Raw genomic sequence first — 22256 nt, 5'->3', positions numbered from 1 at the left:
GGCGAGCCGGGTGGAAATGGCGGTGCGGGTCGCGCGCCCGCTGGGCACACTGGTTCGATGATCACCGACCACTGGCCCCTGCGGGGGCTGCGCGTGACCTCGCCCCGCCTGGAGCTGCGCCTGCCCACCGAGGACGAACTCGCCGAGGTGGCGGACGTCGCCGCGCGCGGCGTCCACCTGCCCCAGGACCGCCCGTTCCTGACGCCGTGGGGCGAGCTGCCCCCGGCCGAACGCGCCCGGCACGTGATGCAGTCGCACTGGGCACGGCTGGGCCGCTGGAGCGCGCAGCACTGGGCGCTGGACCTGGTCGCCTTCCACGAGGGGCGCCCGGTGGGGATCCAGGACATGCGCGCCAAGGAGTTCGGCGTGCGGCGCGAGATCGTCTCCGGTTCCTGGCTCGGCCTGGAGCACCAGGGCAAGGGCCTGGGCACCGAGATGCGGGCCGCGATGCTCCACCTGGCCTTCGCGGAGCTGGGCGCGCGCTCGGCGACCTCGCTCTCCTTCACCGACAACCACTCCTCCCTGGCCGTCTCGCGCAAGCTCGGCTACCGCGGCGACGGCATCGACCGGGACGTCCTGGACGGGCGGGTGGTGGTCTCCGAACGCCTGCGCCTGAGCCCCGAGGCCTGGGCCGAACACGCCCGCACCCCGGTCACCGTCACCGGCCTGAGCGCCGACTGCCGCACCATGTTCGGCCTCACCGACTGACCCCACCAGCGAACGTCCGGCGGCCAACGCGGCCCGGGGAGTGGGAAGTCGGCCCCATCGACTTCCCACTCCCCCGCAACAACCGCACGCAGCACGGGCCCGGATGGTGAACGAGCTTCGGCCCCCCCGAGCCCCACCTCCCCGCGCGAGAAGTCGGCCCCACCGACTTCCCGCGCGCTCACCCCTCCCCGCCAGCGAACAGCCTGCGGCCAACGCGGCCCGGGGAGTGGGAAGTCGACCCCGCCGACTTCCACTCCCCCACAACCCGCGACAGCCGCGGGAGACGCGGGCCTGCTGACGAGGGCCGGACTGGTCGGCACGGGAATCGCCGTCAGCCGGGGCCCAGGTCGCGGACGAGGGATTCGGCTCCGCTCCATGCCTCGACGCCGGAAGTCGGCCGGGCCGACTTCCGGCGCTCGGCGAACGGTCCCCGCAGTTGGGGTACCGCGTGGCGTTGCGGCCCCGCACGCGGGAAGTCGGCCCCGCCAGCGGGGCGGCTCAGCCGGCGATTCCCGGGAACGGGCCGGGCAGTGGGAAGTCGGCCCCGCCGACTTTCCGTGCGAGGCAGTGGCCGTGCCAGATGCACAGGCAGCGGACCGACCGGCGAACGGACCGTGAGCGGCCAACGGCCAACACGCCCCGAGGAGCGGGAAGTCGGCCCCGCCGACTTCCCACGCGCTCGCCCGGCACCGCCAACGAGCACCGGCACCGGGGCCGGGCCTGGGCCACCAGCCCCGCCCCACCTCCCGCACGCGCCAAAAGTCGGCCCCGCCGACTTTCCATGCGCTCGCCCGGCACCGCTTCTCCTCCCGCGTGCGCCAGAAGTCGGCCCGGCCGACTTTCTGTGTGCGGGGGCGGCCCGGCTCAGGGGTGGAGGGCGGCGGGCAGGGCGGTGAGGGTGTGCAGGACGTGGATGCCGTCGTCGACCGGGGCGGTGCGGGCGGCGGTGCGGTCGAGCCAGAAGGGGTGCAGGCCGGCGTTGCGGGCGCCGAGGGCGTCGAGGTCGTAGTTGTCGCCGACGTAGGCGACTTCGTGCGGGGGCAGGCCGAGGCGGGCGCAGCCGGTCCAGAAGATGGCGGGGTCGGGTTTGGCCTCGCCGGGCCGGTCGGAGCCGACGAGGGCGGTGTCGTCGAAGTGGTGCAGCAGACCGGTGGCGTGGAGTTTGGGGCGTTGCTGGTCGATCGGGGCGTTGGAGACGATCCCGAGGCGGTGGGTGGGGGCGAGGGCGGCGAGGGTGGGGGCGGCGTCGGGGAAGGCGGTCCAGGCGGCGTTGCGGTGGGCGGTGTAGCCGGCGAACCAGGCGGCGGCGGTCTCGTCGGGCATGGTGGTGGTGTCCTCGCCGAGGCGGGCGAGGAACTGGCGGGCGCGTTCGCGCTGTTGTCCGGCGAAGGTCAGTTCGCCGGCCAGGAAGCGGGCGTACTGCTCCTGCATGACCTCGCGCCACAGTGTCACGGCGCTCTGCGGGTCGGGGACGCGGTGCAGCAGGTCGAGGTGGTGCAGGTGGGCGAGGATGCCTGCCTGTTCCGAGCCCGAGTAGTCGAACAGGGTGTCGTCGACGTCGAAGATCACGCCTCTGATCGGCACGGTCCGTCCTTCCGCTGGTTCCGTCCGGGTCCGCCCGGTCACGTACGGACCCTATGCGGTCCGCGGTGCCCCGTCGCCGCCCCCGTCCGCCCCGTCCCCGCGGTCCGCCCCGTCGGCCAGGCGGTGGCGGGCGGCGGCCAGGAATTCCTCGGACAGTGCGGTGTCGTCGCTGGCGCGGGCGAGCAGCAGTGCTCCGACCATGGTGGACAGGTCGGCGAGGGTCTCCTGCCGTCCGGCGCCTTCGGGCAGTGCGGCCAGGGCGTCGACGAGTTCGCGCAGTCCGGCGGTGTAGGCGGTGCGCAGGGGGGAGCCGGGTTCGGTGCGGGCGGCGTCGGCGGCCAGTGCGGCGGCGGCGCAGCCGTGGCCGGGGTGGTCGCGGTGGGGTTCGGACAGGTAGCGGTCGAGGAACTCGGCGCGGGGGGTGCGGTCGTCGCCGGGCCGGTCGGCGGGCTGGTCGGCGAGTCGTTCCATGGCTTCGCGGCGTTCGGTGAAGGCGGCGGCGAGGGCTTGGGCGAGGAGGTCGTCCTTGGAGGCGAAGTGCCGGTAGAAGCCGCCGTGGGTGAGTCCGGCGGCGGCCATCGCCTCGGGGACGCTGACCTGGTCGGGGCCCTTCTCCCGGATCAGGCGGGCGGTGTGGTCGATGACGCGGCGGCGGCTGCGTTCGGCCTCGGCGCGTGAGACGCGGGGCATGCCGCGGCTCCCTTCCTCGTGTCGGACGGCGGTGGTGTTCCCGGGCGGTGCTCCGGGCGGTGCTCCCGGGTGGTGTTCCCGGGGTCCACTTTCCCATCCCGTTTAGATGATGGTAATAATCTAAACGCTGCGGCGCCGCCAGTCACGGCCGGTGCCGCCCCGAGAGCGAGGAGATGCGCATGACCGTGATCGAAGGCTCCACCGTCCTGGTGACCGGGGGCCTGCGCGGCCTGGGCCGGGCGTTCGTCTCGGAGCTGCTGGCGCGCGGCGCGGGGAAGGTCTACGCCACCGCCCGCACCCCCGCCCCCGGCGCCGGCGGCGACCCGCGGGTGGAGGTCCTCGCCCTGGACGTGACCGACGACGCCTCGGTGACCGCCGCGGCCGCCACCGCCGACGACGTCGACATCGTCTTCAACAACGCCGGCGTCCTGTACCCGGGGCCGCTGCTGACCGGTGACCTGGAGGAGGTCCGGGCCACCTTCGAGACCAACGTCCTCGGCCCGCTGCGCGTCGCCCGGGCGTTCGCGCCGGTGCTGGCCGCGCGCGGCGGCGGCGCGCTGGTGGACATCCACTCGCTGCTGTCCTGGGGCGCGGGCGCCGGGGCCTACGGGGCGTCCAAGGCGGCACTGTGGTCGCTGACCAACTCCCTGCGCCTGGAGCTCGCCGCCCAGCACACCCAGGTCCTCGGCGTGCACCTGGGCTTCGCGGACACCGACATGGTCGCGGCCCTCCCGGTCGAGAAGGTCCCGCCGGCCGAGGTCGCCCGGCTCGTGCTGGACGCCCTGGCGCGCGGCGAGAGCGAGGTCCTCGTCGACGACGCCACCCGGGCCGTCAAGGCCGCCCTGTCCGGGCCGGTGGAGGGCCTCACCGTGCGCATCGGCCGCTGACCCCCGCGCCGGGACCGGCGCACCGGGGCCGACACGCACCGACGCACACCGACACCAGCACGCACCGACACCGACACCGAGGAGCACACCCCATGCCGCTGTGGCACGTCTACCACCCTCCCGGCACCTACACCCCCGAGCAGAAGCGTCAACTGGCCGGCGACGTCACGGGGTTCTACACCCGTATCGGGCTGCCGAGGTTCTACGTCATGACCCTCTTCCACGAGATCGCCGCCGACTCCTTCCACGTCGGCGGCGAACCGGCCGACAGCGCGGTGCGCATCGTGGTCGAGCACATCGCCCGCCACAACGCGGACCCGCAGGCGCGCCGGCACACCCGTGAGAGCCTCGCCGCCCTCCTCGCGCCCCACACCGCCGAGCGCGGCCTGTACTGCGAGTTCCACATCGACGAGACGCCCCAGGACCTGTGGATGACGGACGGCATCGCCCCGCCCCCGCCCCGCAGCGAGGCCGAACGCGCGTGGGCCCGCGAGAACCGACCCCTGCCCTACTGACCCCGCCGCACCTCACCGCCCTCACCGCCCTCACCGCCACGGGAGGCGGTACGGCGGAGCGGGAGGCCCACCGGCACGGGCCTCCCGCTCCGCCGCTTCGTCGCGAGCACACCTTGCGCCGGAACCGGTACCGGACCCGGCATCTGACGGGCCGTCCGCCGTGTCGGAGGCGGGCGCCATGGTCCCTCCCGAGATCGCACGACAGCACGGAGGGTTCGGCATGAGCAGCAGGCACGAGGGGTTCTCCGCCGAGGAGCGGGCCGCGATGAAGGACCACGCGCAGGAGCTGAAGCAGGCCGCGCGCCGGGCCTCGCAGGCGGAGAAGGCGGCCGAGGCGCTGCGGGACGTGCTCGCGAAGATCGCGGAGATGCCGCAGGGCGACCGGGCGCCGGCCGAGCGGGTGCACGCGGTGGTCACCGCCACCGCTCCCGCGCTCGCGCCCAAGCTCTGGTATGGGATGCCCGCCTACGCGCTGGAGGGCAGGGCGGTGTGCTTCTTCCAGAGCGCGGAGAAGTTCAAGTCCCGCTACGCCACGCTGGGTTTCAGCGACCAGGCGCAGCTGGACGAGGGGCCGATGTGGCCGGCGTACTTCGCGCTGACGGAGGTGACGGCCGAGGTGGAGGAGCGGATCGCCGAGCTGGTGAAGCGCGCGGTCGGCTGAGGCGGCGGAACAGCGGAGCGACGGAGCGGCGGAACAGGGCGCAGGGACTCGGGCCTCAGGGCCTCAGGGGCTCAGGGGATCAGGCGTCGAAGCGGATCTCGGGCCAGCGGGGCGAGGGGGCGTCGAACAGGGGTGCGGGGACGGCGCGCAGGTGGAGGCCGAAGTAGGCGGTGAGGTAGGCGCGTTGGGCGGCGACGGCGCGCTGGGGGTCGCCGGTGCCGAGGAAGTGTTCCAGCTGGTCGGTGGGCCAGGCGAAGACGCTCTGGCCCTGGGGGACGAGGAGTTGGAGGTCGCAGTAGGACAGGTGTCCTGAGCGGGTGAGGGTCAGGCGGCGGCGCCAGCCGGTCAGGTGCGGCCACAGGGTGTCCCACATGGCGTCGCGGGCGGGGCTGTCCCAGGTGGAGGCCATCAGCAGCAGGGGGCGGTCCTGGTCGGCGGTGGCGCTGGTGCCGAACAGGGGGCCGTCCAGGACGGCGCCGGCGCGGATGCGCGGGTCGTCGTGCAGGGCCTGGGCGGTGGTGGCGCCGCCCATGGAGTGGCCGAACATGCCGACGGCGTCGAGGTCGAGGGCGGTGTGGAGGCCGGCGGGCAGCGGGCCGCTTTCGAGGCGGTCGAGCAGGCAGCGGGCGTCGGCCGCGCGGTAGGCGACGATCTCGGCGTCGGTCATCGCCTGGACGCGGGCCTTGTCGCGCACTTCGAGGCGGTGGCCGGGGAATTCGACCTCGCCGGCGTCGTAGGTGTGGTCGACGGCGGCGACGACGTGGCCGTGGGAGGCGAGTTCCTCGGCGAGGGCGGTGTTGAAGGCGCTGTCGGCGCCGGAGCCGTGGGAGTTGAGGACCACGGGGTGGCGGCGGCTGCGGTCGGCGGGCACGTCCGGGCGGGCGTGGGTGGTGGGCCAGGCGAGGCGGGCGTCGGGGACGGCGAAGTAGGCGGCCTGCAGGTGGGCGGTCTCGGCGGGGCTCATCCACGGCGCGTACGGGCCCCGGGCGCCGGGCGCGGCCGGATACCAGAGGCGGGCGCGCAGTTCGCGCGGGCGCGGCGCGGGGGCCCAGGCGTCGGTGCGGGTGGCGTCGGTCAGGTACAGCAGGGCGGTGCCGACGGGGTGGGGACCGATGGGCGCCGGCAGGCACAGGCGGGGCTCCCCCGCGGCAGCACCCGATGCCGTGCCGCCCGGTGCGGCACCGCCCGGCGCGCTGTCGGCACGCGCGGACCCGGCACCGGTGACGGCGGCGGAGGCGGCGGTGGCGGCGCCCAGGGCGAGCGCCCCGAGGACGCCGCGGCGGCTGAGCGGACGCCCGGACGGGCGCGCGAGAGGACGGTCGGACGGACGGTCGGGCTGGCTTCCGGTCATGGGCGTGGCTCCTGCGGCGGGTCGGGCGGCGGCACGACGGCGGGGTGCGCCGGTGGGCGGTGCGCGCCGGTGGGCGGGGTGCGCGTCCACCGTGCCGACCCGGCCCGCCCGGGCGCGTCCGCCCGCGGCAGGAGCCGCCCGGGGGGCCTTACGTCCGCAGGCCTACGCCTGCGGCGGCAGCCGCGGCGCTCCACCCCCTAGGGGCCAACCCAGGTCTACCGTACGGGAGTTGCCCGGCCCGCCAGGAGCGCGTCGAGCAGGCCGGGGAAGCGGGCGTCGAGGTCGGCGCGGCGCAGGCTGACGAAGCGGTTGCGGCCGGCGACGCGGGTGGTGGTGACGCCGGCCTCGCGCAGCACCCGCATGTGGTGGGAGACGGTCGACTTGTGGAGGTGGTCCAGGCCCAGGCCGCGGGGGTCGCAGGAGTGCTCGGCGTCGTCGGCGTAGCTGAGCAGCAGGGTCATGCGCACGGGGTCGCCGAGGGCGTGCAGGACCGTGACGAGGTCGATGTCGGCGGTGGCGGGCTGGGGAAGCCGCTCGTCGTCGCTCATGGCGCACGCTCCTCGGGGGCCGCGGGGAACCGCGGGGGAAACGGATGGTTTGACAATCATCCACCCATCCCTGAGTGTTTGACGAGCATCAAACAGTTGCATGTCCATCCAACAATTGGTTTTCCTTGCGCCCCGGGGGGCCCTGCCGTGCCCGTACGTCTGCTCCTGCTCGCCCTCGGCACCTTCGCCATGGGCACCGACTCGATGGTCTTCGCCGGCATCCTCGGCCCGATCTCCGCCGACCTGGGGGTGTCGGTGCCGGCCGCCGGCCAACTGGTCACCGTCTTCGCGCTCGGCTACGCGCTGCTGGCCCCGGTGCTGGCCACGCTCACCGCCCGCTGGCCGCGCCGGCGCCTGCTGCTGACCGCGCTCGCGGTGTTCAGCGCGGCCAACGCGCTCAGCGCGCTCGCCCCCACCTACGGGCTGCTGCTGGCCACCCGCGTCCTGGCCGCGGCCGGCGCCGCCCTCTACACGCCGACCGCCAACGCGGTGGCCACCACCCTGGTCGCCCCCGAGCGGCGCGGACGGGCGCTGGCGACCGTGCTCGGCGGGATGACGGTGGCCACCGCGCTCGGCGTGCCGCTGGGCACCTGGGTGGGACGCGCCGACTGGCGGATGACGATGTGGCTGGTCACCGCGCTGGGCCTGGCCGCCCTCGCGGGCCTCGCCCTCCTGCTGCGCGACCTGCCCGTCCCCACCGCCGCCCCCACCCTCAAGGCGCGCCTGGCGCCGCTGGGCCGGCGCCGGGTGCTGGGCGCCGCGGCCACCACGCTGGTATTCTTCCTCGCCTTCCAGAGCGTCTACATCTTCCTGTCCACCGCGATGTCCGGCGCCACCGGCGGCGACGCCGACCGGCTGAGCCTGATCCTGCTGACCAGCGGCGTGATGTCGGTGGCCGGCAGCTGGCTGGGCGGGCGCCTGGTGGACCGGATCGGGGTGCGGCGGGTGCTGCTGGCCGGCTCGGCGGTGGCCGCGCTCGCGTTCGCCGCGCTGCCGTGGCTGGGGCGCAGCATGCCGGGGGCGCTGGGGTACGCGGTGGTGGTGCCGCTGGCGGGGTGGGCGGTGTCGGTGGCGCTGCCGCACCGGCTGGCGTCGATCGATCCGGTGAACGCGCCGCTGCTGATCTCGCTGAACAGCAGTGCGCTGTACCTGGGGACGGCGGCGGGGGGTGCGGCGGGGTCGGCGTCGATCGCGGTGCTGGGCGGGCGGTGGTTCCCGTTCGCGGCGGCGGTGCTGGCGCTGGTGGCGTGCGCGGTGGCGGCGGCGACCACGCGCGACGAGCGCCGGCCCGCTCCGGGCCCGGAGCGGGCGCAGCCGGCGGGCGCCTGAGCGGGCACAGCGGGCCCGCCCGGGCGGGCGCCCGGGGCGTCGTCGCCGACCGGCCGGTGACCGGGATCGTGTCACGGCGCCGGGTTCGCCGTCCGCCACTGCGCCATCTGCCGGCGGAACTTGGGGCATTGGACGATGTCCTCCTGGCCGCATCCGAGGGCGTGGGTCAGGAGCTGGTGGGCGTGGTCGAGATCGACCATGCGCTGCTGGATCTCGGTGATCTTGGCGCGGATCATGACCTCCCGGCGCGGCTGCTCCCGCTGGAACTCCCCGATCTCGGCCAGGCTCAGCCCGGCCTGTTGGAAGGTGCGCAGTATGGTGATCCGTTCGGCGGCCTCGGGCGGGTAGCGCCGCTGCCCGCCCTCGCGCTCGGGCGCGGGCAGCAGGCCGTGGCGCTCCCAGTACCGGATGGCCGAAGCCGGCACCTTGGTGATCTCGGCGAGTCGGCCGATCGTCATGCGCGTGTTCCGCTGCACCTTCCGCTGCTCCTGCTCCTCGTCGGCCCGGGCGTTTGACTTGAACCTTAGTTCAAGCTGAAGAGTGGCCGACACGTGGACGGCGGCGAACAAGAGCCGCCGGCAGCACACTTGGAGGTACCGCCATGAGCGACGGGGATGTCCGCGGACAGCTGGCCGGGCAGCTGGTGGAGGCCGCGGAGAAGCTCTTCGCGGCCGGCGTGATGTCCCACTCGGGGCACGCCAACCTGAGCGCCCGGCTCGACGGCGAACGGCTCCTGCTGACACCGGGGTTCGTCCGCGGCCTGAAGCCCGAACAGCTGGCGACCGTCGGTTTCGACGGGCAGGTCCTCGACGGCGGGCTGCGGTCCGTCAGCGCCGAGATCATCGCCATGCACAGCGCCGTGTACCGGGCCCGCCCGCACGTGGGCGCGATCATCCACACCCACTCGCCCTCCGCGACCGCCTTCGCCGTGGCCCACCGGCCGCTGCCCTGCCGCACGGAGCCGATGCTGCGCTTCGGACAGGCCGAGGAGGTCCCCGTGGTCCCCTGGGGACCTCGCGGATCGGACGTGTCGGTGCGCGGGATCGCCGACGTGCTGCGGCGGCGCCCGACGACGGCCGCCGTCCTGCTGGCCAACCACGGCCTCCTGGTGTTCGGCCCGGACCCGGCGGCCACCGCCCACCTCGTGGTGGCGATCGAGGAGAGCGCCGAGGCCGAGATCGCCGCCGCGGCGATCGGCGGGGCCGTGGACTTTCCCCCGGGTGCCCGGGAGGCCGTGCGCGCCGCGATCGCGCGGGTCGCGTCATGACGGACGACACCCTCGACTCCCGCACGCAGGCCGTGCGCGACCGCTACCGCTCCACCCTCGCGACCGTTCCCGCCGGGGTGCAGGAGCGGCTGCGCCTGGCCCGGGAGTTCGGCCGGCTGCCGACCGAGGAGGCGCTCGCGGAGCTGCGCCACATCGTGCTGACCGACAGTCCGCTGGGATCGCGGGTGCAGCAGCTCGTCCACTTCGGGCAGCTGCTGGCCCTCGGCCGGGCACACCCCGCCCGGATCCACGCCCGGGGCGCGCTCCATGCCGGGGCGGGCATCACCGATCTCATCGGCGTCGCCGAGACCGCGCTGATCACCGCGGGGGTGCCGGCGTACGCACTCGGCACCGAGATCATCGCCGAGCTCCTGCCGCACGCGGGCGACGCCGGCGGGCGGGCCCCGGATCCCGCCGGCCCCGCCCCCGGGCCGGACCGGCCGGAACCCGGCGGTCGCGTCCGCGAGGACGGCGGCGTCCGATAGGAACGCCCGGGAGAACGGCGGCGCCCCGACCCGGCCGGCCCGGGCGGCTGCGCCCGGGAGGTGCCGGGGGTGCCCCGGTCCGGCGGAACGTGCCGGGCCGGGGCCGCCCGGTGCGGGGGGTCAGCCCCGCAGGACCTCGCCGACCAGGGCGCGGGCCTCGTCCTGGACCCGGGCGAGGTGTTCGTCGCCGTGGAAGGACTCGGCGTAGATCTTGTAGACGTCCTCGGTGCCCGAGGGGCGGGCGGCGAACCAGGCGTTCTCGGTGCAGACCTTGATGCCGCCGATCAGGGCGCCGTTGCCGGGGGCCTTGGCGAGGACGGCGGTGATCTTCTCGCCGGCGATCTCGCCGGCGCCGACCCGTTCGGGGGACAGCCGGGCCAGGCGGGCCTTCTGCTCGCGGTCGGCGGGGGCGTCCACGCGGGCGTAGGAGGGGGCGCCGTGGCGCTCGGTCAGTTCGCGGTAGTGGGCGCTGGGGGTGGCGCCGGTGACGGCGGTGATCTCGGAGGCCAGCAGGGCGAGCAGGATGCCGTCCTTGTCGGTGGTCCACACCCCGCCGTCGCGGCGCAGGAAGGAGGCGCCGGCGCTCTCCTCGCCGCCGAAGCCGATCGAGCCCTCCAGCAGGCCGTCGACGAACCACTTGAAGCCGACCGGGACCTCCACCAGGGTGCGGCCGAGGTCGGCGGCGACGCGGTCGAGCATGGAGGAGGAGACCAGGGTCTTGCCGACGCCGGCGTCGCCGGGCCAGTCGGCGCGGTGGCGGTAGAGGTAGTCGACGGCCACCGCGAGGTAGTGGTTGGGGTTCATCAGGCCGCCGTCGGGGGTGACGATGCCGTGGCGGTCGGCGTCGGCGTCGTTGCCGGTGGCGATGGCGTACTCGTCCTTGCGGCCGATGAGGGAGGCCATCGCGGCCGGGGAGGAGCAGTCCATGCGGATCCTGCCGTCCCAGTCGAGCGTCATGAACCGCCAGGTCGGGTCGGTCACCGGGTTGACGACGGTCAGGTCCAGGCGGTGGGTCTCGGCGATGCGCGCCCAGTAGGCCACCGAGGCCCCGCCGAGCGGGTCGGCGCCGATGCGCAGGCCCGCGTCGCGCACCGCGTCCAGGTCCAGGACGGAGGGCAGGTCCTCGACGTAGGCGGTGAGGTAGTCGTGGCGCCCGGTGGTGGCGGCGGCCAGCGCCCGCGCGTAGGGGACCTTCTTGACGCCGCGCAGGCCCTCGCGGATCAGCTCGTTGGCGCGGTCCTGGATCCAGCCGGTGGCCTGGGAGCCGGCCGGGCCGCCGCTGGGCGGGTTGTACTTGAAGCCGCCGTCGCGCGGCGGGTTGTGCGAGGGGGTGACCACGATGCCGTCGGCCAGCGCGCGGGGGCTGCGCCGGTTGTGGGCGAGGATCGCGTGGGAGACCGCCGGGGTGGGGGTGTAGCCGTCGGCGGCGTCGATCAGCACCTGAACGCCGTTGGCGGCCAGCACCTCCAGGGCGGTGGCCCGGGCGGGCTCGGACAGGGCGTGGGTGTCGGCGCCCAGGAACAGCGGGCCCGCGACGCCCTGTTCGGCCCGGTACTCGCAGATCGCCTGCGTGGTCGCGGCGATGTGGTCCTCGTTGAAGGCCGCGTCCAGCGACGAGCCCCGGTGCCCCGAGGTCCCGAACGCCACCCGCTGCCCGGGCTCCTGCGGGTCCGGGTTCAGCGCGTAGTACGCCGTCACCAGCCGCGCCACGTCCACCAGGTCACCGGGCTGCGCCGGCTGCCCGGCCCGTGCGTGTGCCATCCGTCTTCTCCCGCCGAAAGTCGGTACTCGCGATACGTCGTCGCTCCGCGCTCACCGATCGTAGCCAGAACGCGACCGTGCCCCGAACCGCGCGAACGGCCCGGGGCACCACGGACGGGCGGGGACGGGCGGGGCGGCAGGGCTCAGGCGGGCAGTTGCTGGCGGTGGGCCGCCAACTCCTCGGCGGTGGTGGTGGCGAGGAACTCCGTCACCCGGTACTCGGTCAACCCGGCCCGCACGAACGGGTCGGTGGCCACCAGCGCCTCGATGGCGGCCCGGCCCGGTCCCACCGCGAGGATCACCCCGCCGTCGCGCGGCACCTTGCGCCCCGAGGCGAGGAAGGTGCCCGCCGCGTAGTGCTCCCGGAGCCACTCGATGTGCCGGGGCAGCACGGCGTCGATCGACTCCACGTCGGCGGTGTACGTCAGCTCAAGTACGAACATGCGGCCCAGGCTAGACCCGACGCCGTTCGGTCGAGGCGGGTCGGGGTCGCTCCTTCGTGCCGCGCGCGGCGTGGTCGAGCCGATTCCGCGGCACCGCCGAAACACCGGCGCACCGACGGTTCGACGGTTCGACGGTTCGACGGTTCGACGGTTCGACCACGGTATTCCGGCGCCCCGTCGCCGGCCGGAACAGCGGGGCGCATATGACGCCCAGTCATCGGAAAGTCACGCATCTCCGTGCTCGGCGCACACCCGCGAAATTCGCGGCCCGATTCCCGCGGACGGATCTCCGTAGTCGGTTCGTAACACCCCGCATTCGCTCCGCCCGGAATTCCACGCGCGGCACGCGGCCCGCGCGGGGCCTTCCGGACGGTCCTTCGGGCAGGGCTTGGCGGTTTCCAGCGGGCGTTCCGGACGGGGCGCGGACACCCGGGCCGCCGGCCCGGCCTCGGCTAGACGTCGAGAGCGGCCTCGATGCGCTTGAGACCGTGCCGGGCGAGCGCAAGGTTGGCGCGCGAGCGGTCCAGCGCCAGGTAGAGGAAGAGCGAGCCGTGACCGCGGGTCAGCGGGCGGATCAGGTGGTACTGGGTGCCGAGGGTGATCAGGACGTCCTCGATGACATCGTCGATCGACAGCGCGGCCAGGGCGCGTATCTTCGCACGAACGACCTCGGTGTTGGCGGCGGCCGCAATCTCCAGGTCGAGTTGCTGCCCCCCGCCGAGGAACCCGAGCGACATACCGCTCTCGTAGTCGGCCACGGCCACTCCGATGGCCCCCTCGATGGCCATCGCGTCCTTGAGTGCGTCGTCAATGTTCATGCGCTGTTCGTCCTTTGCGTGACTTCCGGGCGGAACTCCCGTGTGCAGGAACAAAGTAGCAAGAAGCCACCGGTTGTGGTCACCTCGTGAAAATGATGGAATAAAGTACGCTGCCGGGGTTCAGAACGTGAAGGGGTACTGGTGCGCGCACTCGAAGCTTCCCTCTCCGATGTGCTCGGCTCCCCCGGAGTGGTCGGTGCCGCGCTCGTCGACGCCGTCACAGGTCTCAGCTACCGGTCCGCCGGGGACCACCGGCTGCTCGGGACCGGGGCCGAACTCGCCGAGCTGACCAACCTGATCGGCGAGCGGCTGTACGAGGCAGGGGCGGAGAGCGAGTTGGAGAGCCTGGTGGTCACCAGCACCCGCCATCACCAGGTCGTCCAGGTGGTGTCCCGGAAGGGCGACCCCCTGCTGCTGGCCACCGTGCTGGACCGGGAACGGACCAACCTGGCGCTGGCCGTCCGCCAGACCGCCGACCGCGCGCAGGACTTGCTGGCATGACCGACCCGTCCCACGACACGGCGCCGCCCGCCGTGCCCGCGGCTCCCACGACGCCGGCTCCGCCCACCGCGCGCAACGTGCCCGCGCTGCTGCTCGCGCTGCGCCGGACGGAGTTCACCGGCTCGGTCACCGTCTCCGGCGCACCGGGCGGCACGATCCACCTGGAGCAGGGTCTGGTCGCCGCGGTCGAGACCCCCGGGGCCCCGACCGCCGAGACCCTGCTGCTGAAGTCCCGGCGCGTCGGCGAGGAGGAGTGGGCGTCCGCCGAGACGGCCGCGTCAATCGGCCGGCCGGCCGACGCTCCCCCGACCTGGGGCGGCGACCTCGGTGCGGCCCTGGTGGCCCAGGGGTCGATCGGCGCCGCCGAGCTCGAAGCCGTCTGCGCCGCCGCCGCCTTCGACGGGGCCTTCGCCCTGGCGCTGAGCCCGCCCGGCAGTTGGGAGACCGCCGAGGCGGCGCCGCCTGCCGGGATCGCGCTGCGCCCGGGCATCGAGCCGGAGCGGCTCTTCGAGGAGACCGCCCGGCGGACGGCCCTGCTGACCCGCCTCTGGGGACCGCCCGGCGAACTGGCCCGCATCCGGATCCGTCCTGCCGCCCGGGCCGAGTCCGGCGCGCTGCGGATCCCGGTCCGCTACCGGGAGATCCTGGCCGCCGCCACCGGCCGCCGCACCGCGCGCGACCTCGGCTTCGCCCTGGGACGCGGCGTGTTCGCCGTGCTCCTCGACCTCGTACGGATGGACGCCCGGCACCTGCTCCACCGGGAACCGGCGCACCCGGCTCCCCTGGCACCGAGCGTGGCCCCGCGCATGCCGACGAGCGAACCGCCGCCGGCCGACACCGGGCCGCTGCCGCGCCGCGTCCGCGGCGGACGCGGCCCGGGTGGTCCGGGTGGTCCGGGCGGCCCGCCCGCCCGATCCGAGGGAGCGGCGGCCGCTCCCGACGGTCCACCGAACGCACACCGCGCCGAGCACACCGCGCGCACCGAGACGACCGAGCAGAGCGAGAAGAGCGCACCATGAGCAGCCAGACACCGACCGCCGTGCTGGTCGACGAGTTGAAGTCCCTCCGCGACCGGGTCATGGGCATCTCGGAGAGCGTCATCTCCACCACCGACGGCCTGCTGGTGGCCGCCGACACGGCCGCCGTCCACCCCGAGTCGGCCGCCGCCCTGTCGGCCGCCATGCTCGGCCTCGGCCGGCGCACCGCGGCCGAGGTCGGCGTGGGCGGCCTGCGCGACGTGGTCACCCGCTGCAACAGCGGCTACGTCGTGGTGCTGGCGATCGGGGAGCAGGCGCTGCTGATGATCCTGGGGGACGAGGGCCTCGACGTCGCCGGCCTGCACCGCGAGTCGCCCGCCACGGTCCGCCGCCTGAGCGAGCTGCTCGGGATGGTCCCCGCGGTCTAGTCGTGCGGTTGCCGGAGCCCGGTTGCACGTGGGTCACGGCCCGCCTCCTCCGGCTCCGCCTCGGGAGCTCGGGCTCGGGAACCCGGGCCCGGGAGTTCGGACTCGAAAGTTCGGCCCCGCGGCGCCCGGCCCGGAGGGTGCCGACCCCCATCCTGCCAGGTCGGGCAAGGGTTCGGTAGGACGCAGCCCACCCTTCTTCCGCCTTGCCGCGCGTCGGTGCGCGCCCGCAGACTCGTGCGCATCCCCTTCCGCATCCCGTGCCGGCCGTCCTTTCCAGGGCGGCCGGCGCGCACGGCGTGCTGCCCCCGCACCGGGGGCGGCGGGCGGAGGAGGGACCACACGAACCACGAAGGGGGACGGGCGCGATGAGCGTGCACGAGGACATGGTGCTGAAGGCCCGGGTACGGCTGCTGAGCCACAACGAGCGGATCCTGCGCGGCGAGGAGGGCCTGTGGGTGTACCGGGCGCTGTTCGCCGTCAGCCCGGCCGCCCACGCCTACAAGCTGGCGTTCGTCCTGCGGGAGGCCGCCGAGGGGCCGCGGGTGGCCCACCTGCCCGGGGCGCGGCAGGCGCTGCTGGACGAGGCGCGGGCGGCGTGCGCGCACGTTCCCGCCCACGCCCCCGCCCACCAGGTGCGGATGTGGGAGTACCCGATGGCCGAGCTGCGGCGCATCGAGCAGCAGATCACCGGTGCACGCCAGTAGGTGATCTCCCGATAGTTGCGGTACAACAATCCCTATTTGACGACTGATCGGAGAAATTCTGATATGAGCAGGTCAGGACTGTCGCGCCGCGCCCTCCTCACCTCGGCCGGCGCCGGGGCCCTCACCGCCGTCATCGGCTGGAACACCGCCACCGCCGCCTGGGCCACCGAGGCCGACGCGGACACCGGCACGGACACCGGCGCCGACATCGCCCGGCTGCCCGCCCTGGACGGCACGGTGACCCTGCGGGGCGAGGGCCTGGAGCGCTTCTCCGGCGACTTCGGACACCTCGTCACCGCCGCGCCCCGGGCCGTGCTGCGCCCCGGCTCGGTGCGCGACGTGCAGCAGCTGGTCGCCTTCGCCCGCCGCCACCGCATCCCGGTGGCCGTCAACGGGCAGAGCGGGGACCTCGCGCAGCTCGGCGAGGCCGGACTGGAGTCGCACTCCAGCTACGGCCAGGCCAACCCCCGCGGCGGCGTCGCCATCGACGCCCGCGGCCTGTCGAAGATCGTCTCGGTGCGCCCGGGGCGCGCCGTGGTCGAGGCCGGGGCGACCTGGGCGCAGGTCACCGAGGCGGGCCTGGCCGCGGGCTGGGTGCCGCCGGTGCTCACCGACTACCTGCACCTGTCGGTGGGCGGCACGCTGAGCGTCGGCGGCATCGGCGGCGGCGTGCAGCGCCACGGCATGCAGGTCGACAACGTGCTGGAGCTGGACGTGGTGACCGGCACCGGCGAGCTGGTCACCGCCTCCCCCGCCCGCAACCGCGAGCTGTTCGAGGCGGTGCTGGCCGGCGGCGGCCAGGTCGGCGTCATCGTGCGCGTCACCCTCGCCCTGGTGCGGGTGCCCGAGCGCGCCCACGTCTTCTCGCTGTACTACGACGACCTGGACGCCTACCTCGCCGACCAGGAGAAGGTGCTGGCCCGGCGCCGCTTCGACTTCCAGGTCGGCGACGTGGTGCGCAGCGCGGACGGTTCGCGCTGGCGCTACAAGGCGGAGCTGGTGGCGTTCGCGGACGCCGGGCAGGCGGTGGACCGGGCGGCGCTGCTGGCGGGGCTGGCGCCGGTGGAGACGGAGGTGGTGGAGCAGAGCTGGCGGGAGTACGCCTACCGGGTGGACGGCTTCTCGGGGTACCTGCGGGCGGCCGGGTTCTGGGCGCTGCCCAAGCCGTGGCTGAGCGTGTTCCTGCCGGCGTCCACGGCGCGGGCGTTCATGGCGCGGGCCGCCGAGGTGCTGACCGCCGCCGACCTGGGGGCGGGGCTGCTGCTGTTCTACCCGTACCTGCGCTCGAAGGTGAAGGCGCCGCTGGCGGTGCTGCCGGGGCGGGAGGAGGTGGGCTGGCACTTCGACCTGCTGGCCTTCCCGGGGCCGGGGTCGGACACGGCGGCGATGCTGGAGCGCAACCGGCTGCTGTACGACCTGGCGGTGGAGCTGGGCGGCAAGCGGTACCTGATCGGGGCGGTGCCGGGGATGACGCGCGCGGACTGGCAGCGCCACTACGGGGGGCTGTGGGAGCGGGTGGTGGCGGCCAAGCGGCGCTGGGACCCGGCGGGGATCCTCACCCCGGGGCAGGGCATCCACGCGTCCTGACGCGCCCTCGGGCCGCCCGCGTCACGGCGGGCGGCCCGGCGGGGGCCGGCTCTCGGGTGATCGGGCTCTCGGGTGGCCGGGTGGCCGGGTGATCGGGTGGCCGGGTGGCCGGGTGATCGGGTGGCCGGGTGATCGGGTGATCGGGTGGCCGGGTGATCGGGTGATCGGGCTCTCGGGTGCTCAGGCGATCTCCATCTGGGCCATCATGCCCATCGCGGAGTGGTCCAGCAGGTGGCAGTGGTAGGGGTAGCGGCCGCGGTAGGAGTCGAAGGCGGCCTGCAGGCGCACGCTCTCGCCGGGCATCAGGCGCACGGTGTCCTTGAGGCCCGACTCCTCGGGGCCGGGGGCCCTGCCGTTGCGCTGGAGGACGCGGAACTGCACCAGGTGCAGGTGGAAGTTGTGCGGGATGTCGGTGTTGGCGTTGTGGACGGTCCAGATCTCCGAGGTGCCGAAGGCGACGGCGGCGTCCACCCGGGCCGGGTCGTACACCTTGCCGTCGATCAGGCCGCGCGGGGCGGCGCCGGCGCCGCCCTCCTCGACCTTGAGCACGACGGTGCGCTCGCGGGCCACCGGTCCCGGCGGCGGCAGGGTGCGCAGCCGGTCGGGGACGGAGGAGGGGTCGGGGGCGGGGCGGCCGACGTCGAAGCGCAGCACCTGGCCGATGTGTTCGGCGGGGCCCGGCGGCATGGAGTTGGTGAGCACGACGCTCGTGCCGGGGCGGTAGCGGGAGAAGTCGATGACGACGTCGGCGCGCTCGCCGGGCGAGAGGTCGACGGTGTCGGTGGTGTGGGGGCGTTCCAGCAGGCCGCCGTCGGATCCGATCCAGGTGATGGGGCCGCCGTCGGCCAGGCGCAGGGAGAAGAAGCGCAGGTTGGAGGAGTTGAGCAGGCGGATGCGGTAGCGGCGGGCGGCGACGTCGACCTTGGGCCAGGGGCGGCCGTTGGCGAGGATGGTGGCGCGTCCGGCGGCGTCGTCCATGCGGTAGACGAGGTTGCCGGAGGCGTCGAAGCGGGCGTCGCGCAGTGCGATGGGCAGGTCGTAGCGGCCCGAGGGCAGCGGCAGGGCGGCCTCGGTGGCGTCGGTGAGCAGGTAGGTGCCGGCCAGTCCCCGGTAGACGTGCTCGGACTCCAGGTGGTGGGCGTGGTCGTGGAACCACAGGCTCGCGTGGGGCTGGTCGTTGGGGTAGGTGCAGGTGCGGGTGGCGCCGGCGTTCAGCAGGTTCATCGGGCCGCCGTCGCTGTCGACGGGGACGGAGGAGCCGTGCAGGTGGACGGAGACCGGGTCGTCCAGCAGGTTGGTCTGGCGCACGATCACCGGCCGTCCGGAGCGGGCGCGGATGACGGGCCCGGGGAAGGCGCCGTTGTAGGTGAGGACGTCGGTGCGGTGCCCGGGCAGGATGCGGGCGAAGGAGCGCAGCATGGTCACCGCGTAGGTGTCGGCGCCGCCGTCGGTGGAGACGGGGCTGAGCACCGGGGGCAGCGGCAGGGCGGTGGTGAACTTCGGGGCGAGCGCGGGGCCGGCGTCGGGGCCCGGGTCGGGGGCGGCGGCGCCCGCGGGGTGGGCGTGCCCCGCGTCCTGCGCGGCGGAGGCGGCTGAAGCGGCGGCGGAGGCGGCCGGGTGCTGGGTGGTGCGCACGAGCAGGACTCCTCCCCCGGTCGCCAGGGCGGCGCCGATCATCCTGCGTCTGGTCACCATCGCGTCTCTCCTCCCGGGTGGGCTCCCCCGGCCTCTCCCGGGTGGGGGCGGCCTTGTCCGGGGGTGATTGCAGCAGCGTCCGCTCGTGCCGCGCTGGGGTCCGGCTGGGGCCGCGGGCGGCGCCCTTCGGGCCGGTGGGGGGCGGTGCGGGTGGGGCCGGCGGGCGCCGCGGTGGGTGAGCTGCGGGTGTTGCGGGCGCCTTGCGCGGCGCCGCCACCGTGGCTGCGGACGCGGTCGAGGAACGCTCAAGGACTCGGCTCGCGGTGAACGCTCGTACTCGCCGGGGGCCCGGCGTGCTGCTCACCCGCGCGCCGGCCCCGTCTGTCGAAGGACTCGAAGGGGAAGGGCCGGAGCGTGGACCTGCGGTACTGGCTGCCGAGGGCGGCCGAGGTGGCCGAGCGGTGGGGCGAGCGGTTCGGACCGCTGCGGCCGCACCCCTCGCACCTGGTGGACGAGGCGGACTTCGCCGCCGCGTTCGAGCGCTTCGCCAAGCGCCTGGAGCACAACTACCCGTTCTTCCACCCGCGTTACGCCGGGCAGATGGTCAAGCCCCCGCACCCGGCGGCGGTCGTGGGCTACCTGACGGCGATGCGCTTCAACCCCAACAACCACGCCTACGAGGGCGGGCCGGCCACCAACGACATGGAACGCGAGTGCGTCGCGCAGCTCGCCGCCATGTTCGCGCTGCCCGCGCACGTGGGCCACCTGACCAGCAGCGGCACCATCGCCAACCTGGAGGCGCTGTACGTGGCGCGCCAGAGCCACCCCGGCCTCGGCGTCGCCCACAGCGCCCAGGCCCATTACACCCACAGCCGGATGTGCCACGTCCTGGGCGTCGAGAGCCACGCGGTGGCGGCCGACGCCGAGGGCCGGATGGACGTCGGCGCGCTGGAGGAACTGCTGCGCACCGGGCGGGTGGGCACGGTGGTGGTCACCTGCGGCACCACCGGGCCCGGCGCCGTCGACCCGGTGCACGAGATCCTCCCGCTGGCCCGCCGCTACGGGGCGCGGGTGCACGTGGACGCCGCCTACGGCGGGTTCTTCGCGCTGCTGGCCGCCGACGACGCGCTCGCGGCCTCGCTCGGGGTGGACACCGCGCCGTGGCGGGCCGTGGCCGGCTGCGACTCGGTGACCGTCGACCCGCACAAGCACGGCCTGCAGCCCTACGGCTGCGGGGCGGTGCTGTTCGCCGACCCCGGCATCGGGCGGCACTTCGCCCACGACTCCCCGTACACCTACTTCACCGACGCCGAACTGCACCTGGGCGAGATCAGCCTGGAGTGCTCGCGCGCCGGGGCCTCGGCCGCCGCGCTGTGGCTGACCCTGCAGCTGCTGCCGCTCACCCCCGAGGGCCTGGGCGCGGGGCTGGCCGCGAGCCGGCGCGCCGCCCTGGCCTGGGCCGAACTGATCGACAACAGCGAGGAGTTGACGCTGCACCAGCGGCCGCAGCTGGACATCCTCACCTACTTCCCCACCGTCCCCGGGACGCCGGCGCCCGCGCTGTCGACGATCGACGCCGCCAGCGAGCACGTCCTGCGCCGGGGCATGGCCGACGAGCGGGACCCCGTCTACCTGAGCGTGCTGCGCGTGGACGCCGCCGACTTCACCCGCCGCCACCCCGGCGTGCGCGCGGACGCGGGCGGGGCCCGGGTGCTGCGCAGCGTGCTGATCAAGCCGGAGGCGGAGGAGTGGGTGGAGCCGCTGCACGCGCGGGTCACCGCCCTGGCCGCCGCGGCCGGTGCGGCCGGTGCGGCCGGTGCCACCGCCGCATCCCGTGCGCCCGACGTGACCGCCGCCCCCGGTACCACCGGTACCACCGGTACCACCGATACGACCGATGTGACCGTTGACCCGCCTTCCCCTTCGTCCGCCCCCTCGTTCGAGGAGAGTGCCCGTTGACCACCACCACCCTGCCCGCCGCCGCGGGCACCGCCCTGCGGCCCGCCCTGCGGCCCGTCGTGCGCCCGGCCCGCCCGGGCGAGGAGGACGCCCTCGCCCACGTGCTCGCCGCCGCCTTCGCCGACGACGCGCTGATGCTCTGGGCCTTCCCCGACCCCGGGCACCGCGCCCGCGTGATGCCCGCCTTCTTCCGCGTCCACGTCGAGCAGTGCCTGGCCCACCGGGGCGCCCTGGTCGCCCACCGGGCCACCGGTGACGACTCCGCGCAGGACGGCGAGCCGCTGGGGGCGCTGCTGTTCCTGCCGCCCGGCCACTGGGACGACCCCGGCCCGAAGGACGGCGCCGCCACCCGGGCCCTCGCCGAGGCGATCGACGCCGCCGGCCACGACGGGCCCGCCCGCCGCCTGGCCGCCATCACCCGCCTGCAGACCCTGCGCCACCCGCGCCACCGCTCCCACCACTACCTCGCCTTCGTCGGCGTGCACCCCGACGCCCGCCGCACCCTCACCGGCCGGGCCCTGCTGCACGCCTTCCTCGCCGAGGTCGACGCCACCGGCCAGGCCGCCTACGCCGAGACCAGCTCCCCCGGCGGGGCCCACCTGCTCGCCGGCGGCGGCTTCACCCGCTTCGGCGAGGCCATCGCCCTGCCCGGCGGCGGCCCCCGCCTGGCCCCGGTGTGGCGGGGGCCCCGATGACCGCCCCCGCCCTGCCCGCCGCCCCCGCCGGCTCCTCGGCGCTGCGCCTGTACAGCGCCGGACAGATCGACGCCGGCCACGCCGCCGAACGCCCCGAGGCCGCCGAGACCCTCGCCTGGGCGCGGGCCTTCCTCACCACCGCCCACCCCGACCTCGGCCGCAGCGGCCCGGTCTGCCCCTACACCCAGCCCTCGCTGCGCCGCGGCCTGTTCCACATCGCCGTCGCCGACGGCTCCCCCGACGGGGACCTGCCCCGCCTGGTCGCCGAACTGCGCGCCCGCTACGACGAGTTGCTCGCCGCCCTGACGGAGGAGTCCGACCGCGAACTGCTCACCGTCCTGCTGGTCATGCCCCAGCTGGACCGCGAGGACTCCACCGTGCTGGACGAGCTCCAGCGCAAGGCCAAGGACGAGTTCGTCGAACAGGGCCTGATGATCGGCCAGTTCCACCCGGTCTGCGAGGAACCCGGCCTGTGGAACCACACCTTCAGGCCGCTGCGCGCCCCCGTCCCGCTGCTCGCGGTGCGCAAGCTCCTGGTCTTCGACCTGCCCTTCCTCGCCGGCGACGAGACCCACCTGAACCACTACCTGGCCCGCTTCGCCCCCGAGGTCCCCGCCCGCATCCGCGCCCAGCTGGTCACCAGCGTCCGCGCCCGCCGGCAGAACGCCGCCGCCTGACCCCCCTCCCCCGCGCGCGCGGAGCCGGCCGGCGCCCGGCTCCGCG

At 75.0% G+C, this 22256-nt stretch carries 24 protein-coding genes; 15 read left to right on the top strand and 9 right to left on the bottom strand.

Annotated features, from left to right (window positions below):
* The first annotated feature begins 57 nt into the window (after positions 1–57).
* Complete coding sequence (locus tag ACFVHV_RS16900) at positions 58–708, top strand: GNAT family N-acetyltransferase (protein ID WP_359906385.1); 651 nt, start codon at positions 58–60, stop codon at positions 706–708.
* An 864-nt stretch (positions 709–1572) separates the two neighbouring features.
* Here the strand turns inward: ACFVHV_RS16900 and ACFVHV_RS16895 are convergent.
* Both ACFVHV_RS16895 and ACFVHV_RS16890 read right to left on the bottom strand, forming a co-directional pair.
* The gene (locus ACFVHV_RS16895) at positions 1573–2292 is read right to left on the bottom strand and encodes an HAD family hydrolase (RefSeq protein WP_359906382.1); all 720 of its coding nucleotides are present in this window, start codon (positions 2290–2292) and stop codon (positions 1573–1575) included.
* Positions 2293–2343: 51 nt separating this feature from the next.
* Positions 2344–2982 (bottom strand): TetR/AcrR family transcriptional regulator, encoded by a 639-nt coding sequence (locus ACFVHV_RS16890; protein ID WP_359906379.1) that lies wholly within the window; start codon positions 2980–2982, stop codon positions 2344–2346.
* A gap of 179 nt (positions 2983–3161) precedes the next feature.
* Between ACFVHV_RS16890 and ACFVHV_RS16885 the strand changes: the two genes are divergently transcribed.
* The 3 genes from ACFVHV_RS16885 to ACFVHV_RS16875 all read left to right on the top strand — a co-directional run bounded on the left by ACFVHV_RS16885 (position 3162) and on the right by ACFVHV_RS16875 (position 5045).
* Positions 3162–3869, top strand: coding sequence for an SDR family oxidoreductase (locus ACFVHV_RS16885; protein WP_380351796.1), 708 nt, complete (start codon positions 3162–3164; stop codon positions 3867–3869).
* 92 nt (positions 3870–3961) lie between these two features.
* Entirely contained in the window at positions 3962–4384 is a 423-nt protein-coding gene (locus ACFVHV_RS16880) for a tautomerase family protein (RefSeq protein ID WP_359906373.1), read from the top strand.
* Between the two features lie 220 nt (positions 4385–4604).
* Positions 4605–5045, top strand: coding sequence for an iron chaperone (locus tag ACFVHV_RS16875; protein WP_380351795.1), 441 nt, complete (start codon positions 4605–4607; stop codon positions 5043–5045).
* A gap of 79 nt (positions 5046–5124) precedes the next feature.
* Here ACFVHV_RS16875 and ACFVHV_RS16870 read toward each other — a convergent pair whose 3' ends face one another.
* Both ACFVHV_RS16870 and ACFVHV_RS16865 read right to left on the bottom strand, forming a co-directional pair.
* Entirely contained in the window at positions 5125–6396 is a 1272-nt protein-coding gene (locus ACFVHV_RS16870) for an alpha/beta hydrolase family protein (RefSeq protein ID WP_380351793.1), read from the bottom strand.
* 215 nt (positions 6397–6611) lie between these two features.
* Positions 6612–6944 carry an ArsR/SmtB family transcription factor gene (locus tag ACFVHV_RS16865; RefSeq protein ID WP_380351791.1) on the bottom strand — a complete coding sequence of 111 codons (333 nt, stop codon included), beginning with the start codon at positions 6942–6944 and terminating at the stop codon, positions 6612–6614.
* A 147-nt stretch (positions 6945–7091) separates the two neighbouring features.
* On the opposite strand from ACFVHV_RS16865, the gene ACFVHV_RS16860 reads away from it, so the two are divergent.
* Positions 7092–8273, top strand: coding sequence for an MFS transporter (locus ACFVHV_RS16860; RefSeq protein WP_359906361.1), 1182 nt, complete (start codon positions 7092–7094; stop codon positions 8271–8273).
* A gap of 71 nt (positions 8274–8344) precedes the next feature.
* On the opposite strand, the gene ACFVHV_RS16855 is transcribed toward ACFVHV_RS16860, so the two are convergent.
* Positions 8345–8731, bottom strand: coding sequence for a MerR family transcriptional regulator (locus tag ACFVHV_RS16855; protein ID WP_380351789.1), 387 nt, complete (start codon positions 8729–8731; stop codon positions 8345–8347).
* Positions 8732–8874: 143 nt separating this feature from the next.
* Here ACFVHV_RS16855 and ACFVHV_RS16850 point away from each other — a divergent pair, with 143 nt between their 5' ends.
* Positions 8875–9540, top strand: coding sequence for a class II aldolase/adducin family protein (locus ACFVHV_RS16850; RefSeq protein ID WP_380351787.1), 666 nt, complete (start codon positions 8875–8877; stop codon positions 9538–9540).
* A complete protein-coding gene (locus ACFVHV_RS16845) occupies positions 9537–10025 on the top strand; it encodes a carboxymuconolactone decarboxylase family protein (RefSeq protein WP_359906356.1) in 489 nt (162 codons plus the stop codon). The genes ACFVHV_RS16850 and ACFVHV_RS16845 overlap by 4 nt, the downstream gene beginning before the upstream one ends.
* A 120-nt stretch (positions 10026–10145) precedes the next feature.
* On the opposite strand, the gene pgm is transcribed toward ACFVHV_RS16845, so the two are convergent.
* The 3 genes from pgm to ACFVHV_RS16830 form a co-directional block, all read right to left on the bottom strand.
* Positions 10146–11786 carry a phosphoglucomutase (alpha-D-glucose-1,6-bisphosphate-dependent) gene (gene pgm, locus ACFVHV_RS16840; protein WP_359906354.1) on the bottom strand — a complete coding sequence of 547 codons (1641 nt, stop codon included), beginning with the start codon at positions 11784–11786 and terminating at the stop codon, positions 10146–10148.
* A gap of 143 nt (positions 11787–11929) precedes the next feature.
* Positions 11930–12229, bottom strand: a complete 300-nt coding sequence (locus ACFVHV_RS16835; RefSeq protein WP_380351784.1) for a YciI family protein — start codon at positions 12227–12229, stop codon at positions 11930–11932.
* A 452-nt stretch (positions 12230–12681) separates the two neighbouring features.
* A complete protein-coding gene (locus ACFVHV_RS16830) occupies positions 12682–13047 on the bottom strand; it encodes a hypothetical protein (protein WP_359906349.1) in 366 nt (121 codons plus the stop codon).
* A 141-nt stretch (positions 13048–13188) separates the two neighbouring features.
* Between ACFVHV_RS16830 and ACFVHV_RS16825 the strand changes: the two genes are divergently transcribed.
* The 5 genes from ACFVHV_RS16825 to ACFVHV_RS16805 all read left to right on the top strand — a co-directional run bounded on the left by ACFVHV_RS16825 (position 13189) and on the right by ACFVHV_RS16805 (position 17244).
* Complete coding sequence (locus ACFVHV_RS16825; protein WP_359906346.1) at positions 13189–13548, top strand: hypothetical protein; 360 nt, start codon at positions 13189–13191, stop codon at positions 13546–13548.
* On the top strand, positions 13545–14567 hold the full coding sequence (locus ACFVHV_RS16820) for a hypothetical protein (RefSeq protein ID WP_380351783.1): 1023 nt from the start codon (positions 13545–13547) through the stop codon (positions 14565–14567). The genes ACFVHV_RS16825 and ACFVHV_RS16820 overlap by 4 nt, the downstream gene beginning before the upstream one ends.
* Positions 14564–14953 carry a roadblock/LC7 domain-containing protein gene (locus ACFVHV_RS16815; protein ID WP_063350516.1) on the top strand — a complete coding sequence of 130 codons (390 nt, stop codon included), beginning with the start codon at positions 14564–14566 and terminating at the stop codon, positions 14951–14953. Before ACFVHV_RS16820 ends, ACFVHV_RS16815 begins: the two co-directional genes overlap by 4 nt.
* A 365-nt stretch (positions 14954–15318) precedes the next feature.
* Positions 15319–15657 carry a hypothetical protein gene (locus ACFVHV_RS16810; protein ID WP_359906340.1) on the top strand — a complete coding sequence of 113 codons (339 nt, stop codon included), beginning with the start codon at positions 15319–15321 and terminating at the stop codon, positions 15655–15657.
* Between the two features lie 63 nt (positions 15658–15720).
* Complete coding sequence (locus ACFVHV_RS16805) at positions 15721–17244, top strand: FAD-binding protein (protein WP_380351781.1); 1524 nt, start codon at positions 15721–15723, stop codon at positions 17242–17244.
* Positions 17245–17424: 180 nt separating this feature from the next.
* Here the strand turns inward: ACFVHV_RS16805 and ACFVHV_RS16800 are convergent, their stop codons facing one another.
* Positions 17425–18939 carry a multicopper oxidase family protein gene (locus ACFVHV_RS16800; protein ID WP_380351779.1) on the bottom strand — a complete coding sequence of 505 codons (1515 nt, stop codon included), beginning with the start codon at positions 18937–18939 and terminating at the stop codon, positions 17425–17427.
* A gap of 354 nt (positions 18940–19293) precedes the next feature.
* Between ACFVHV_RS16800 and ACFVHV_RS16795 the strand changes: the two genes are divergently transcribed.
* Genes ACFVHV_RS16795 through ACFVHV_RS16785 form a run of 3 tightly spaced genes read left to right on the top strand, consistent with a single transcriptional unit; the run spans position 19294 to position 22210 of the window.
* Positions 19294–20838, top strand: a complete 1545-nt coding sequence (locus tag ACFVHV_RS16795; RefSeq protein WP_380351778.1) for a pyridoxal phosphate-dependent decarboxylase family protein — start codon at positions 19294–19296, stop codon at positions 20836–20838.
* Positions 20835–21533 (top strand): hypothetical protein, encoded by a 699-nt coding sequence (locus tag ACFVHV_RS16790; protein WP_380351776.1) that lies wholly within the window; start codon positions 20835–20837, stop codon positions 21531–21533. Before ACFVHV_RS16795 ends, ACFVHV_RS16790 begins: the two co-directional genes overlap by 4 nt.
* Complete coding sequence (locus ACFVHV_RS16785; RefSeq protein ID WP_359906325.1) at positions 21530–22210, top strand: DUF6875 domain-containing protein; 681 nt, start codon at positions 21530–21532, stop codon at positions 22208–22210. The genes ACFVHV_RS16790 and ACFVHV_RS16785 overlap by 4 nt, the downstream gene beginning before the upstream one ends.
* The last annotated feature ends 46 nt before the right edge of the window (positions 22211–22256 follow it).

Source organism: Kitasatospora sp. NPDC127116 (assembly GCF_042677365.1).
Taxonomy (GTDB): domain Bacteria; phylum Actinomycetota; class Actinomycetes; order Streptomycetales; family Streptomycetaceae; genus Kitasatospora; species Kitasatospora lactacystinica.
Note: the sequence above shows the minus strand (reverse complement) of the source record. Positions and strands in the feature narration are given on the sequence as shown.

Coding starts and splice junctions, on each gene's coding strand:
- ACFVHV_RS16900 (WP_359906385.1), top strand. CDS start 58: ATGATCACCGACCACTGGCCCCTGCGGGGGCTGCGCGTGACCTCGCCC.
- ACFVHV_RS16890 (WP_359906379.1), bottom strand. CDS start 2,982: ATGCCCCGCGTCTCACGCGCCGAGGCCGAACGCAGCCGCCGCCGCGTC.
- ACFVHV_RS16885 (WP_380351796.1), top strand. CDS start 3,162: ATGACCGTGATCGAAGGCTCCACCGTCCTGGTGACCGGGGGCCTGCGC.
- ACFVHV_RS16880 (WP_359906373.1), top strand. CDS start 3,962: ATGCCGCTGTGGCACGTCTACCACCCTCCCGGCACCTACACCCCCGAG.
- ACFVHV_RS16875 (WP_380351795.1), top strand. CDS start 4,605: ATGAGCAGCAGGCACGAGGGGTTCTCCGCCGAGGAGCGGGCCGCGATG.
- ACFVHV_RS16870 (WP_380351793.1), bottom strand. CDS start 6,396: ATGACCGGAAGCCAGCCCGACCGTCCGTCCGACCGTCCTCTCGCGCGC.
- ACFVHV_RS16865 (WP_380351791.1), bottom strand. CDS start 6,944: ATGAGCGACGACGAGCGGCTTCCCCAGCCCGCCACCGCCGACATCGAC.
- ACFVHV_RS16855 (WP_380351789.1), bottom strand. CDS start 8,731: ATGACGATCGGCCGACTCGCCGAGATCACCAAGGTGCCGGCTTCGGCC.
- ACFVHV_RS16850 (WP_380351787.1), top strand. CDS start 8,875: ATGAGCGACGGGGATGTCCGCGGACAGCTGGCCGGGCAGCTGGTGGAG.
- ACFVHV_RS16845 (WP_359906356.1), top strand. CDS start 9,537: ATGACGGACGACACCCTCGACTCCCGCACGCAGGCCGTGCGCGACCGC.
- pgm (WP_359906354.1), bottom strand. CDS start 11,786: ATGGCACACGCACGGGCCGGGCAGCCGGCGCAGCCCGGTGACCTGGTG.
- ACFVHV_RS16835 (WP_380351784.1), bottom strand. CDS start 12,229: ATGTTCGTACTTGAGCTGACGTACACCGCCGACGTGGAGTCGATCGAC.
- ACFVHV_RS16830 (WP_359906349.1), bottom strand. CDS start 13,047: ATGAACATTGACGACGCACTCAAGGACGCGATGGCCATCGAGGGGGCC.
- ACFVHV_RS16820 (WP_380351783.1), top strand. CDS start 13,545: ATGACCGACCCGTCCCACGACACGGCGCCGCCCGCCGTGCCCGCGGCT.
- ACFVHV_RS16815 (WP_063350516.1), top strand. CDS start 14,564: ATGAGCAGCCAGACACCGACCGCCGTGCTGGTCGACGAGTTGAAGTCC.
- ACFVHV_RS16810 (WP_359906340.1), top strand. CDS start 15,319: ATGAGCGTGCACGAGGACATGGTGCTGAAGGCCCGGGTACGGCTGCTG.
- ACFVHV_RS16805 (WP_380351781.1), top strand. CDS start 15,721: ATGAGCAGGTCAGGACTGTCGCGCCGCGCCCTCCTCACCTCGGCCGGC.
- ACFVHV_RS16800 (WP_380351779.1), bottom strand. CDS start 18,939: ATGGTGACCAGACGCAGGATGATCGGCGCCGCCCTGGCGACCGGGGGA.
- ACFVHV_RS16785 (WP_359906325.1), top strand. CDS start 21,530: ATGACCGCCCCCGCCCTGCCCGCCGCCCCCGCCGGCTCCTCGGCGCTG.